Source organism: Enterobacter cloacae complex sp. ECL411, from assembly GCF_021869665.1.
GTDB lineage: Bacteria > Pseudomonadota > Gammaproteobacteria > Enterobacterales > Enterobacteriaceae > Enterobacter > Enterobacter intestinihominis.
Genome location: NZ_CP091489.1, coordinates 77,172 through 90,933, shown reverse-complemented (window position 1 = coordinate 90,933; position 13,762 = coordinate 77,172). Strand labels below are relative to the sequence as shown.

The window sequence follows — 13,762 nt, the reverse complement described above, 5'->3', positions numbered from 1 at the left end:
CCGCTTTTCTTCAGGAGTAATCATGACTGATGCAGCTTTCTATCAACTTGGCCCACTGCGCGAGTATTTAGAAGATCCTACTGTTTTTGAAATTCGCATTAACTGCTTTCAGGAAGTTATCTGTGATACGTTCAGCGGCCGCAGGGTTGTGCAGAACGCGGCAATTACGGCAGATTTTATTAGGAACCTTGCTAAATCGTTGGTGAGCAGCAACAAGCTGACCATGCAGGCCATTAATGACGTGATCCTGCCTGGCGGGATCAGGGGCGTTATCTGTCTGCCCCCTGCGGTGATTGACGGTACAACGGCCGTAGCGTTTCGTAAGGATTTGGCGGCCGATAAAAATCTGGAGCAGCTGACCAGCGAGGGGATTTTCAGTGACTGCCGGAAGATTACCGGCAGCAAGCAAAGCCTAACGGATGATGATTTTTTCTTAAAGAGCTGCACAGCAGCGAAAAATGGCCCGCATTCCTGCAAACCGCCGTTGAGAAGAAACGCACTATCGTGATCTGCGGTGAAACCGGGTCGGGGAAAACGGTACTCACGCGCGCGCTGTTAAAATCGCTACATAAAGACGAGCGTGTAATTATTTTAGAGGACGTTCACGAAGTCACGGTCGATCACGTTGTAGAAGCCGTTTATATGATGTACGGCGATGCAGGAAAGATCGGCCGCGTCAGCGCCACTGATGCCCTGCGAGCCTGTATGCGTCTGACACCGGGCCGTATCATCATGACTGAGCTTAGGGATGATGCTGCGTGGGATTATCTTAAAGCACTTAATACCGGCCATCCAGGCGGTGTTATGTCAACGCACGCTAACTCTGCGCGCGATGCCTTTAACCGTATTGGGCTGCTTATCAAGGCGACCCCTATCGGCCGTATGCTCGATATGAGCGATATTATGCGAATGCTCTACTCCACCATTGACGTTGTGGTGCATATGGAAAAGCGGAAAATCAAAGAAATTTATTTTGACCCTGAATATAAAATGCAGTGTGTGAACGGGAGCCTGTAATGAAAAACTTAGCAACCTGGCTTCTGGCCGCAGCATTTACGACAGCCGCCCTGCCCGCCTTTGCGGTGGAACCATCCGTTCAGGTTGGCTACTCGCCTGAAGGAAGCGCCCGCGTTCTCGTCCTGAGCGCCATTGACTCCGCAAAAACCTCGATACGGATGATGGCTTATTCTTTTACCGCCCCGGATATTATGAAGGCACTGGTAGCAGCCAAAAAACGGGGAGTTGATGTGAAAATCGTAATTGATGAAAGGGGCAATACGGGGCGCGCCAGCATTGCGGCCATGAACTACATAGCGAACAGCGGCATCCCTTTGCGTACTGACAGTGATTTCCCTATCCAGCATGACAAGGTGATCATCGTGGATAATGTGACCGTTGAAACTGGCAGCTTTAATTTCACCAAAGCGGCCGAAACGAAAAACTCGGAGAATGCGGTGGTGATCTGGAACATGCCTAAGCTCGCTGAATCATTCCTCGAACACTGGCAAGACCGCTGGAATCGGGGGAGAGACTACCGTTCCAGCTACTGAATACTGACCGCCGAAAGGCGGTTTTTTTTGTTCAAAGAAACTGATCTCAGTATCGCGCACGGGGCAGCTGGCCAACGTCGCCGGCATCGCGCCGGCAAAAATCGAAAAACAGAAATATCAGCAAGATAGCTTAAACAGGTGTCGGGAAATTTCGTTGAGATATTTTGAAGGAATCACAGTGTAAGCAGGCGGCCTATTTCAAAAAAGGCGGCTGTACGGTAGTCACTGACTCTCTCGCAGATCTTCCCGCTCATGTACCAGTAATACCCGTCAGTGCTGACAATATCGAGCAAATACCGCATATCATAAACCGTATCGGGTATTACCTCACCCTCACCGGCCAGAACGCCGCTGGCAATAGAATGGTTCCCTCCTCGTACAAAGCCTATCCGCCAGGGCAACCACAAAGTAACGCGGTGGTTAATATCCTGTACCCACGGATTGCCCTTAGCGCTGCCTATATGGGGTCTGAGGTCCAACCATGCGAAAAACCACGTTAAGAAAGCAACCTTCTGAAAAGGCGACGTTTATCAGTTTTTTCCGGCCATAAAGGGGCGGAAATTATTCCCTGCACGGGTATTCGCAAGGATTTCGGTAGTGCTCTGGCTCTGCCCCCCATAACCTGGCGGACAGAGCATGATTGGGAAAGCGGTACCCTCACGGCAGAAACGATTGACGCAGGCTATATTTCTATTATTCTGGAAATATAGATAAAGGAGGTATTATGGATTTAAACACTGCTGCAAACGCACTTCGAGAACTGGGCCACCCGACACGTCTCAGCATATACCGGGAGCTGGTCAGGGCGGGTCATGAAGGCCTGCCGGTTGGCGAACTGCAGAAGCACCTTGAGATTCCTGCCTCCACGCTCAGCCATCATCTTTCAGCGCTGATATCCGCTGGACGGCACTGTTGCAAATAGTCGGTGGTGATAAACTTATCATCCCCTTTTGCTGATGGAGCTGCACATGAACCCATTCAAAGGCCGGCATTTTCAGCGTGACATCATTCTGTGGGCCGTACGCTGGTACTGCAAATACGGCATCAGTTACCGTGAGCTGCAGGAGATGCTGGCTGAACGCGGAGTGAATGTCGATCACTCCACGATTTACCGCTGGGTTCAGCGTTATGCGCCTGAAATGGAAAAACGGCTGCGCTGGTACTGGCGTAACCCTTCCGATCTTTGCCCGTGGCACATGGATGAAACCTACGTGAAGGTCAATGGCCGCTGGGCGTATCTGTACCGGGCCGTCGACAGCCGGGGCCGCACTGTCGATTTTTATCTCTCCTCCCGTCGTAACAGCAAAGCTGCATACCGGTTTCTGGGTAAAATCCTCAACAACGTGAAGAAGTGGCAGATCCCGCGATTCATCAACACGGATAAAGCGCCCGCCTATGGTCGCGCGCTTGCTCTGCTCAAACGCGAAGGCCGGTGCCCGTCTGACGTTGAACACCGACAGATTAAGTACCGGAACAACGTGATTGAATGCGATCATGGCAAACTGAAACGGATAATCGGCGCCACGCTGGGATTTAAATCCATGAAGACGGCTTACGCCACCATCAAAGGTATTGAGGTGATGCGTGCACTACGCAAAGGCCAGGCCTCAGCATTTTATTATGGTGATCCCCTGGGCGAAATGCGCCTGGTAAGCAGAGTTTTTGAAATGTAAGGCCTTTGAATAAGACAAAAGGCTGCCTCATCGCTAACTTTGCAACAGTGCCGAAGCAGATTATGCGTTCTCATAATGCGATACACCCGCTTTGCATTAACCACAGGCAGGCCGTCCCGCTCCGACTCCCGTCGCAGCAGCGCCCACACACGGCGATAACCATACGTCGGCAGGTCAGCCACCGCCATGTTTATCCGGGACAATACGGTGGTATCGTCAGAACGGGGCTGCCGTCTGCGATCCTGTCAGTCAGATGGCCGGTGAACCCGAATGCTCAACTGCGCACGCGACACGCCAAGACTTCTGCAAACGTCGCTTATTCGTCGTTCCCAGGCAACGAGGGCGCATGCGCAATCCATTTTTTTGCCCGGCCGAACTCCACGGCCTCTTTGAGTATCTCGGCTTCCATCGTCTTTTTGCCCAGAAGGCGCTGGAGTTCGCGAATTTGCTTATTGGCGGCAGCGAGTTCGGAGGCCGGCACCACTTCCTCGCCCGATGCAACAGCCGTCAGTGAACCGTCTTAATATTGCTTGCGCCATTTGAATATCTGGTTTGCATTGATGCCATGCAGGCGCGCGACATGAGACACGGTCATACCGGGCTCCATAGTCTGCTGAATAATGGCAATTTTTTCCTGCGGTGTACGACGCCGACGCCGCTCAGGTCCTGATAACACTCCAACCATCTTATCGTTCTGACTGGTATTAAACATAGTTCCAAGACTACCTCTTATTTTAAGAGAGTCGAAGTGTCTGGTGATCTATGGGGCCAGTCTAGCCCTCTTCCAAGTGTAGGGAGATATAGTCAAAGTTTGCTTCTCCGCCGATGAGTCCGCCCTGCGTCGGATAGTCCGATTTTTTACCGGCGAAGCACGGCTCTCCTAACCCTATCTAAAGCGAATAACTTTTTTCAACAGGGCCGCGTGCCAATGCAAGAGCGATAGGCGCTCTACGCGCCAATTTGACCACTTAAAACAGGTAAATTGAGGGGTTGTAATGTGTTGATGTAACAGGCTTTTATTTTAATGTCTTGGCATATGTATAATGGTAGTCTAGCCCTCCTTTCAACAAGGAGTACTCATGGAAACCTACAATCATACATATCGGCACCACAACTTTTCACATAAAGACTTAAGTGATCTCACCTTCACCGCTTGCACATTCATTCGCAGCGACTTTCGACGTGCTAACTTGCGTGATACGACATTCGTCAACTGCAAGTTCATTGAACAGGGTGATATCGAAGGCTGCCACTTTGATGTCGCAGATCTTCGTGATGCAAGTTTCCAACAATGCCAACTTGCGATGGCAAACTTCAGTAATGCCAATTGCTACGGTATAGAGTTCCGTGCGTGTGATTTAAAAGGTGCCAACTTTTCCCGAACAAACTTTGCCCATCAAGTGAGTAATCGTATGTACTTTTGCTCAGCATTTATTTCTGGATGTAATCTTTCCTATGCCAATATGGAGAGGGTTTGTTTAGAAAAATGTGAGTTGTTTGAAAATCGCTGGATAGGAACGAACCTAGCGGGTGCATCACTGAAAGAGTCAGACTTAAGTCGAGGTGTTTTTTCCGAAGATGTCTGGGGGCAATTTAGCCTACAGGGTGCCAATTTATGCCACGCCGAACTCGACGGTTTAGATCCCCGCAAAGTCGATACATCAGGTATCAAAATTGCAGCCTGGCAGCAAGAACTGATTCTCGAAGCACTGGGTATTGTTGTTTATCCTGACTAATTGCTTTGATGTGTGATTTTAAACGCTCAAATTTATAAAACGAATAATATTGTCAACCTTGCAATAATAGACATAGGGACAACCATGTATAAATTTTTACCCTCAGGCGTCTTCACAATAGAGCCATATAGCAGTGGGTCACTTAGTGGGCTTAATTTTTCCATTAAAGATAATATTAATATTGCTCAGTATAAAACATCATATGGTAGCCCATCTTGGCAAGTAAACATAAGGCTGCCATTTATAAGGCACTGTTGCAAAAATGTGGAGGTGATAGGGGTACTACGCCGGAACCCCAGATTTTTCCGTCCGTTCAAATTATCCACGGTTGAACAGCTTGATCCCGTCCGCCCGCAGTTGACCAACAGGGAAATATGCCTGTACAAAGTTTGCCGGGTTATCCCAAGTTCCTGGCATAGCGTACTGACCTTTGTTTCTGATTGTCCCATTGATGCCATTGCCAGTCGCAGTTTGACTGGCGTCATTTTATAAGGTCGGCCGCCGTTCCGCCCACGGGCTCTTGCTGATGCCAGACCTGCAGTCGTTCTTTCAGCAATCAGTTCGCGCTCAAACTCCGCCAGTGCGGCAAAGATACCGAAGACAAGCTTGCCAGCGGCCGTTGTTGTGTCGATAGTCGCCCCGTGACCGGTCAGCACTTTCAGACCGGTCCCCCTCGCGGTCAGGTCGTGCACTGTATTAATGAGATGACGAAGATCACGACCGAGGCGGTCCAGCTTCCATACGACCAGCGTGTCTCCGGGTCGTAGTGCTTTCAGACAGGCTGTAAGTCCAGGACGCTCTTCTCGTTTGCCCGATGCCCGGTCCTCATAAAAATGTGCGGCATCAACACCTGCGGCGATCAGTGCATCACGTTGTAAATCATTCGTCTGCGAACCATCCGCTTTTGACATCCGAATATATCCGATGAACATATTTCCTCTGTCACATATACGTTCGATTATGTGACATTCTGATTTGGGTACCATAATCTGTCAACGGTAGTCACATTACCCGTAATTTAAATTATGACACGTAAAGGTTCTATGTTAATGATAATGTGACAAGCGCGTTTAAATAGGCATAAGGATCAGAGATGCCTACTAAAAATAAGCTCCTCAGTATTCTTTCGGACGCCGAGCAGGAAGCGCTCTATGGTCTACCTGATTTCGATGATGCACAGCGGCTGGAGTTTCTGGCGCTGAATGAATATGAACTGGCGCTGGCCTGCAGTCGCCGGGGGCTTCACGCTCAAATTTATTGCATCATCCAGATCGGAGAGCATGAAAAACCTCGGGGCAGCCATCGAATGATGCCATCTACAGGGGTTAAAATAACCACCATCATTTCATAACAATACCTGCTGACTATGAAGATCTACGTCATCAAAATAGCAGTTCATGGAGTCAGTCCGATGGTCTGGCGTCGGCTGAGAATTGCTGCCGACACGTCACTGGCCGCGCTTCACTTCATTTTCCAGATAGTGCAGGGCTGGGGGGACGACCATCTCCATCAATTTCACATTTATGGCAAAGATTACGGTATCTCCTACGAAGGAGGCATCGGTTTTGTCGATAATCCGTTCCGGGTCGTGATTGATGATTTTGCTTTTGATGCTGGCGATCGCTTTACCTATGAATACAATTTCTTTGAGCACTGGCTTCATGACATTCGTGTTGAGGCCATTTATGAAAACTCTACGCTGAAAGCGCCGTTTTGTATAAGCGGCCATGGTATGCCCGGAGCCACAGCTGCGGATGAGTTCGATAAAACCCTGGCGTTTCTTGAAGCTATCGTTAATGCGGATGATGAAACAACGGTCGGCGAGATCCGCCCTTTTGCTGACGACCTGGATGCTGTCAGGTTCAACCGCCACAAAATCAACCGGCAACTGAGCAGGCTCGACCTTGCATCTCCGGTACTGGAGCCTGAAGTTATCTGGCTGGGCCGTCGTCGCTGACTGATGTCTATAAAGGTATACGTTTTCAGCATGCCTCTCAGATCCCCGAAAAATGTCTATAAACCTCCCTAAATCAGTGTTTATGGATTATTCTTTAAATCTCTATGATGTTTAAAGACCTTCCGGAGGTTTTGCGTGCAATATGCCTACATCAGGGTAAGCTCGGCCGATCAGAATACGGCCCGTCAGGAAGAGGCATTGTCAAAGGCGGGTTTTCAGCCTGATAAAATTTGTGTTGAGCATGCCAGCGCGAAGGACACAAACCGCCCGGGGTTACAGGAACTCCTGGGGCAATTACGCCCTGGTGATACGCTTCTGGTTCATTCCATCGATCGCCTTTGCCGGAATATGTCGGATATGTGCGCTGTCACCACCCGGCTTCGTGACCAGGGCGTTACCCTTATTTTTCTGAAAGAGCAGCTGACGTTCAGCGCCGGCACAAACAATCCGATGCAGGAACTGCAGCTGCACATGATGTCGGCATTCAGCCAGTTTGAACGAGCCTTACTGAAGGAAAGGCAGGCCGACGGCATCGCCGCGAAAAAAGCACGGGGTGAAAAAACAGGGCGCCCCGGCGCCGATATCAAAAAGATCCAGGAAATTGACGCACTCAGAAGCAGAGGGGTCAGGCTCAGGATCGCCTGCGACCATGCGGGCCTTGGCGTTTCCACATATTATAAGCTTCGTCACCAGATGAACAACCAGTAGCCGGGAGATAGTCATCCACCACAGCAGGAGGCAATGATGCAACTGACGCTCCAGATAGTCATCACCGATGAATCAGGCTCCAGTCGAACGGAGGAACTGATGACAATCCAGAAATCAGGGAGACCCGGAACGACATCGGATTATCGGTGTCAGAATCCAAGCTGTTGCTGAATACGGTCCAGCAGTCGGTGGTCCAGCTGCAGGCAGACGAATATACTCAACACCATATCCGGTGCCCTCACTGCCTTGCTGCGCGCAGAATCAAAGGCAAACAGAAAATACGGTACCGGACGCTGTTTGGCGTTATTCCGGTATCCGGGCTTCGGGTGTACCGGTGCCGTTGTGAAGAGAGTGATACAAAGACAGTCAGTTTGCTCAGCGACTGGGCCGGCGATTATTCTCACCCGGCACTGAAATATATTGAAACCCGCTGGGCCTCGATGATCTCCTATGAAATGACGACTCGTCTGCTGAAAGATATTCTGCCGGTGGGCCACAGCCTGAATGCCTCAACGGTGAGGAATCATTTATGCCAGGTGGCGCAGCGTCTTGACGCTGAGGCTGAAGCTCATTCAGGTTTTCTTTCCGGCTGCCCCCGCGACTGGGGGAACCTGCCCAGGCCAGGAAAACCGCTTGTGGTGGGTATAGATGGTGGTTATGTTCGCGATCGGGATGACAAAAAGCGTAATTTTGAAATTATTGCCGGGAAGTCTTTTTCCGTTGGTGCGCCTGCTGACACCCGCCGCTTCGGTTTTGTTCAGAAGGATGACTGTCATCCGGAACGCAGGCTCATGACCCACCTTTCAGCGCAGGGAATGCAGGCCAACCAGCAGATATTTTTTCTGTCCGACGGCGCGGATAATCTCAGGGACCTCCAGTTCGGTATGTACCCTGAGTCAACGCATGTGCTGGACTGGTTTCATATCACCATGAGGCTGACGGTGCTCATGCAATATGCCCGGGGACTGCTGGTATCAGATCCAGAGGCGGGGAGTAAAGTTCTGGCACTGCTGGAAAGCATTAAACGATATCTCTGGCATGGCAATGTTGTCGCTGCGCTGGAACATATTGATAATTGCGTTATGTATTGCGATGACCCTGAACTCAGCTATCCTAGCCTGAAATCCCTGCAAAAACATCTGGATGAAATGTATACCTACATCCGGAATAATAAGATGATGATCCCAAACTACGGCGAAATGCGTCGGTACGGAGAGCCGGTATCAACCGCGTTTGTGGAATCCACGATCAATGAAGTGATCGCCAGACGAATGGCCAAAAAGCAGCAGATGCAGTGGAGCAGAAAAGGGGCTCATTATTTGTTACAGACCCGGACCGCCGTTTTGAATAACGAACTGCAGGATAAATTTGTCTGCTGGTATCCGGGTTTTCAAAGTGACGGGAAGGGACCAGCGATGGCAGCATAGCTCACGCTGCCCCAATATTTTTTATGCTCTCGCGCATCTGGGGTTCTAGGGATTTTCCGTCCAAAAACGACAAAGTGCTCTGGAGGCCCCGCCGTCTGTGGCCTCCAGAGGGGTATTACTTTTTTCGAGATCCCTATTTGGGCTCTGTTTGAGTAAGATTTAGTCTTTTTGGGCTAAATCCATGGCATTCGAAGAACGTGTCCAAATCTTGTCCGAGGCAGAACAAGATGAGTTATATGGACCCCCCGCTTTCACCTCCGCCGACCAACGCTTCTTTTTCTCGCTGAACGATAAGGAACTGGCGATCGCTAAAAGCCTCCGTCATCGGGGCCAGCGTTACATGCTGGTGGTACTGCTGGGCTATTTCAAAGCCAAGCCGGTGGTGCTGAATCCCGGCTTTCATCAGATCAAGCAGGACCTCAAATACGTTTATCAAACCGTTCTACCAGGCCCAGGCTGTAGACCCTTTAATCTCACGCCAAAAGAGAACGAACGGATTTACCAACGTGTTTTCCAGCTCTGCAACTACCAGCGCTGGAATGTCAAAGACCATGGAGCGGCGTTGAGAGATTACTTATCCCAGCAAGCCAGAGCCTGGACAGCGCCTAGGCACCTCTTCGATGCGGCCATTGAATATTGTTCGGGGCAGAAGATCGCAATCCCTGCCTACAGCACGCTGCAAAAGATCATCAGTCAGGTGGTGGGAGACGAACAGGAACACATGGCCGCGCACCTTGAGCGTGCAATGTCACGCGGTCTTAAGCAAGCACTGGCGGAGCTCGTGAACGGCACAGGTCCACTGCCGTTCCGACAGTTGCGACAATCGGCTCGTAACTTCACCGGAACCGAGTTGGAGAAAGAACTGATTGTCTATCGCCATATCCAGCATTGGATGCCGGAAGTGGATCTGCTGTTGAGCACGCTATCACTGTCGCAGAAAAATCTGCAACACCTGGCAGAGAAAGTCGACTACTACGGTGCCAAACTGAAACGTCAAACCGTAGGCAGCCAATGGCTGTATTTATTGTGCTATCTTCAAACGCGATGGCAGCAAGCGCTGGAACGTATTGCCGATGGCTTTGTGCATCATGTCAGACAGACCAAACAGAAGGCAAAGGATTATGCGCAGGAAGCGGTGTTTAAGGATTGGCAAAAAGCAGCTAAAAATGTCAGCAAGGCAGCTGAAGTACTGCACCTGTTCATTGATGACAGCATTGATCTGCAACTACCGTTTGCAACAGTAAGACAGCAAGCACTGAGCCTGCTGACCAAAAGGGATCTGGAATCTGTATGTCTCTTCCTGAACGAGCAGCGACGATCGGTCGATGAAGCCATGTGGCAGTACTGCGACGAGAAAGAAAGTCTGCGGAAAGGTTTGCTGCGAGAGTTGTTCCTATGTCTGCGCTTCGAAGGCTGCGACGGCACCCAGCACTTAGCGGCCGCCTTGGCGAAAACACAAAACGAACTCAACGGCCAGGACGCTCAGTTGCAAACTGCCGACACCAGACTCCTTTCCAAAAAATCACGTGAATTCCTGCTGGATGGTGAAGGGAATATCCTGATCGATCGTTATGAGTGGTTCCTCTATCAACAGATTCCTGATCGCCTGAATGGCCAGCTGACGCTGCCTGATATCACTAAATACCGGGCACTCGACGCCGACCTGATCGACGGGGAACATTGGCGAAAAAACAAATATACGCTGCTTCAACAGAGCCATTTTACAAAATTAGCGGAGGAGCCTGAAAAGCTGATCAAACAGATGGCCATGGAATTGGATACCCGTTTGTACGAAGTCGGCGAATATCTTGAACAGGAAGACAACCGGAATATCATCTTGCGTAATCCGCAGGGTAAACGCTTCTGGCGCCTGCCTTCGGCCAGCAAACATCATCTGGTCAACAATCCCTTCTTCCAGCAAATTCCCACAACGGGGATTGCGGATGTACTGCGCATGGTTGATCGTGACACCGGTTTCATTGACTGCTTCGCTCATGTGCTGGGTTCCCAATCCAGAAGCCGTTCCCATGAATATGACCTGTTGGCAATTCTGGTCGGCAATGCAACCAATCAAGGCATTTACGGCATGGCACAGATCTCTGATCGTACCTATGATCAGCTCAGCACTATCCAGGCGAACTATCTTCGCCTGGAAACATTGAATGCTGCTAACGACAACATCAATAACGCGACAGCCAAGCTACCCATCTTCCGGTACTACAACATCCAGGAAGATGTGATCCACGCCAGTGCCGATGGTCAAAAGTTCGAAGCCCGGCGCGAGACCTTCAAAACCCGTTATTCGTCGAAGTACTTTGGCACTCAAAAAGGTGTTTCTGCCATGACCTTGATCGCCAATCACGCTGCGATCAACGCCAGAGTGATCGGCGCCAACGAACATGAATCGCACTACATCTTTGATTTGTTGATGAGCAATACGTCAGACATCATTCCGGATGTGCTCTCAACCGATACCCATGGGGTGAACCATGTGAACTTCGCGTTACTGGATCTGTTCGGATACCAGTTTGCCCCACGCTATGCCCAGGTTGGCAAAGTGATCAATGACATGTTTGATGTCAAGGAAGACAAAGAACACCGAATTCAGCTGTGCTTAAAAAAGCCAATCAATACCCATCGTATTGCGCAGCACTGGGATACCATCCAACGGATTGCAGTATCACTTAAGCAGCGGAAAACAACGCAAGCCACCTTGGTGAAAGCTCGGAGTACAAGCGCAATCACCCGCTGCTGGAAGCCCTGACGGAATACAATCGCCTGGTGAAAGCGAATTATCTACTGTGCTACATCGATGATGCCAGTTTAAGAAACTATGTTCAGCGCGCGCTGAACCGGGGAGAACCTATCACCAACTGCGTCGGGCCGTGAGCAGCGTCAATGGGGATCAGTTCCGGGGCAGTTCAGACGAAGAAATCCAGCTATGGAATGAGTGCGCTCGCCTGGTCACCAATGCCATCGTTTACTTCAACTCCAGGATACTCAGCCAGCTGTTGACCAGCTTCGAATACCAAGGAGATACCAAGAGAATAGATATCGTCAAACAGGCATCCCCTGTGGCCTGGCACAACATTAACCTCAAGGGGACTTACCACTTCGAATTGAGCGAAAAATTGCCAGATCTGGAGGAGCTTATGCGCTCAATCGAGGGATATTTACCCGTCAGCGAAAAGTAATACCCCTCTGGAGGCCACGGACGGCGCGGCCTCCAGAGCACTTTGTCGTTTTTGGACGGAAAATCCCTAGAACCCCATAGATGTGAGAGCATAAAAAATATTGGGGCAGCGTGAGCTATGCTGCCATCGCTGGTCCCTTCCCGTCACTTTGAAAACCCGGATACCAGCAGACAAATTTATCCTGCAGTTCGTTATTCAAAACGGCGGTCCGGGTCTGTAACAAATAATGAGCCCCTTTTCTGCTCCACTGCATCTGCTGCTTTTTGGCCATTCGTCTGGCGATCACTTCATTGATCGTGGATTCCACAAACGCGGTTGATACCGGCTCTCCGTACCGACGCATTTCGCCGTAGTTTGGGATCATCATCTTATTATTCCGGATGTAGGTATACATTTCATCCAGATGTTTTTGCAGGGATTTCAGGCTAGGATAGCTGAGTTCAGGGTCATCGCAATACATAACGCAATTATCAATATGTTCCAGCGCAGCGACAACATTGCCATGCCAGAGATATCGTTTAATGCTTTCCAGCAGTGCCAGAACTTTACTCCCCGCCTCTGGATCTGATACCAGCAGTCCCCGGGCATATTGCATGAGCACCGTCAGCCTCATGGTGATATGAAACCAGTCCAGCACATGCGTTGACTCAGGGTACATACCGAACTGGAGGTCCCTGAGATTATCCGCGCCGTCGGACAGAAAAAATATCTGCTGGTTGGCCTGCATTCCCTGCGCTGAAAGGTGGGTCATGAGCCTGCGTTCCGGATGACAGTCATCCTTCTGAACAAAACCGAAGCGGCGGGTGTCAGCAGGCGCACCAACGGAAAAAGACTTCCCGGCAATAATTTCAAAATTACGCTTTTTGTCATCCCGATCGCGAACATAACCACCATCTATACCCACCACAAGCGGTTTTCCTGGCCTGGGCAGGTTCCCCCAGTCGCGGGGGCAGCCGGAAAGAAAACCTGAATGAGCTTCAGCCTCAGCGTCAAGACGCTGCGCCACCTGGCATAAATGATTCCTCACCGTTGAGGCATTCAGGCTGTGGCCCACCGGCAGAATATCTTTCAGCAGACGAGTCGTCATTTCATAGGAGATCATCGAGGCCCAGCGGGTTTCAATATATTTCAGTGCCGGGTGAGAATAATCGCCGGCCCAGTCGCTGAGCAAACTGACTGTCTTTGTATCACTCTCTTCACAACGGCACCGGTACACCCGAAGCCCGGATACCGGAATAACGCCAAACAGCGTCCGGTACCGTATTTTCTGTTTGCCTTTGATTCTGCGCGCAGCAAGGCAGTGAGGGCACCGGATATGGTGTTGAGTATATTCGTCTGCCTGCAGCTGGACCACCGACTGCTGGACCGTATTCAGCAACAGCTTGGATTCTGACACCGATAATCCGATGTCGTTCCGGGTCTCCCCTGATTTCTGGATTGTCATCAGTTCCTCCGTTCGACTGGAGCCTGATTCATCGGTGATGACTATCTGGAGCGTCAGTTGCATCATTGCCTCC

The 13,762-nt window shown here is 50.4% G+C and carries 7 protein-coding genes and 7 pseudogenes; 10 read left to right on the top strand and 4 right to left on the bottom strand.

Annotated features, from left to right (window positions below; all coding sequences use genetic code 11):
- Positions 1-22: 22 nt before the first annotated feature.
- A pseudogene (locus L3069_RS26030) lies at positions 23-1,017 on the top strand (ATPase, T2SS/T4P/T4SS family).
- Complete coding sequence (locus tag L3069_RS26025; protein ID WP_000792636.1) at positions 1,017-1,550, top strand: phospholipase D family protein; 534 nt, start codon at positions 1,017-1,019, stop codon at positions 1,548-1,550. Before L3069_RS26030 ends, L3069_RS26025 begins: the two are co-directional and overlap by 1 nt.
- A gap of 173 nt (positions 1,551-1,723) precedes the next feature.
- Here the strand turns inward: L3069_RS26025 and L3069_RS27510 are convergent, their stop codons facing one another.
- Entirely contained in the window at positions 1,724-1,951 is a 228-nt protein-coding gene (locus tag L3069_RS27510; protein WP_042345711.1) for a DUF6710 family protein, read from the bottom strand.
- 323 nt (positions 1,952-2,274) lie between these two features.
- Between L3069_RS27510 and L3069_RS26015 the strand changes: the two are divergent.
- Both L3069_RS26015 and L3069_RS26010 read left to right on the top strand, forming a co-directional pair.
- Positions 2,275-2,454: pseudogene (locus tag L3069_RS26015) on the top strand (ArsR/SmtB family transcription factor); the annotation flags it as partial.
- A gap of 64 nt (positions 2,455-2,518) precedes the next feature.
- Complete coding sequence (locus L3069_RS26010; RefSeq protein ID WP_001067855.1) at positions 2,519-3,223, top strand: IS6-like element IS26 family transposase; 705 nt, start codon at positions 2,519-2,521, stop codon at positions 3,221-3,223.
- A 53-nt stretch (positions 3,224-3,276) separates the two neighbouring features.
- On the opposite strand, the pseudogene L3069_RS26005 reads toward L3069_RS26010, so the two are convergent.
- Positions 3,277-3,908: pseudogene (locus L3069_RS26005) on the bottom strand (transposase); the annotation flags it as partial.
- Positions 3,909-4,302: 394 nt separating this feature from the next.
- Here L3069_RS26005 and L3069_RS26000 point away from each other — a divergent pair.
- The gene (locus L3069_RS26000) at positions 4,303-4,959 is read left to right on the top strand and encodes a quinolone resistance pentapeptide repeat protein QnrS1 (RefSeq protein WP_001516695.1); all 657 of its coding nucleotides are present in this window, start codon (positions 4,303-4,305) and stop codon (positions 4,957-4,959) included.
- Positions 4,960-5,277: 318 nt separating this feature from the next.
- On the opposite strand, the pseudogene L3069_RS25995 reads toward L3069_RS26000, so the two are convergent.
- Positions 5,278-5,891 (bottom strand): annotated as a pseudogene (locus L3069_RS25995) (recombinase family protein).
- Positions 5,892-6,052: 161 nt separating this feature from the next.
- Here L3069_RS25995 and L3069_RS25990 point away from each other — a divergent pair.
- The 5 genes and pseudogenes from L3069_RS25990 to L3069_RS25970 all read left to right on the top strand — a co-directional run.
- Positions 6,053-6,235 (top strand): annotated as a pseudogene (locus L3069_RS25990) (DUF4158 domain-containing protein); the annotation flags it as partial.
- 135 nt (positions 6,236-6,370) lie between these two features.
- Positions 6,371-6,916, top strand: coding sequence for a plasmid pRiA4b ORF-3 family protein (locus L3069_RS25985; protein ID WP_001493763.1), 546 nt, complete (start codon positions 6,371-6,373; stop codon positions 6,914-6,916).
- Positions 6,917-7,051: 135 nt separating this feature from the next.
- Positions 7,052-7,624, top strand: a complete 573-nt coding sequence (locus L3069_RS25980) for a recombinase family protein (protein WP_001493762.1) — start codon at positions 7,052-7,054, stop codon at positions 7,622-7,624.
- 36 nt (positions 7,625-7,660) lie between these two features.
- A pseudogene (locus L3069_RS25975) lies at positions 7,661-9,051 on the top strand (ISKra4-like element ISKpn19 family transposase).
- A gap of 181 nt (positions 9,052-9,232) precedes the next feature.
- Positions 9,233-12,245: pseudogene (locus L3069_RS25970) on the top strand (Tn3-like element IS3000 family transposase).
- 115 nt (positions 12,246-12,360) lie between these two features.
- On the opposite strand, the gene L3069_RS25965 reads toward L3069_RS25970, so the two are convergent.
- Positions 12,361-13,752 (bottom strand): ISKra4-like element ISKpn19 family transposase, encoded by a 1,392-nt coding sequence (locus tag L3069_RS25965; RefSeq protein WP_014839878.1) that lies wholly within the window; start codon positions 13,750-13,752, stop codon positions 12,361-12,363.
- Between the last annotated feature and the right edge of the window lie 10 nt (positions 13,753-13,762).

What these genes read in the sequence shown, in the direction of transcription:
- L3069_RS26025 (WP_000792636.1), top strand. Translation starts at nt 1,017, where the DNA reads ATGAAAAACTTAGCAACCTGGCTTCTGGCCGCAGCATTTACGACAGCC.
- L3069_RS26010 (WP_001067855.1), top strand. Translation starts at nt 2,519, where the DNA reads ATGAACCCATTCAAAGGCCGGCATTTTCAGCGTGACATCATTCTGTGG.
- L3069_RS26000 (WP_001516695.1), top strand. Translation starts at nt 4,303, where the DNA reads ATGGAAACCTACAATCATACATATCGGCACCACAACTTTTCACATAAA.
- L3069_RS25985 (WP_001493763.1), top strand. Translation starts at nt 6,371, where the DNA reads ATGGTCTGGCGTCGGCTGAGAATTGCTGCCGACACGTCACTGGCCGCG.
- L3069_RS25965 (WP_014839878.1), bottom strand. Translation starts at nt 13,752, where the DNA reads ATGCAACTGACGCTCCAGATAGTCATCACCGATGAATCAGGCTCCAGT.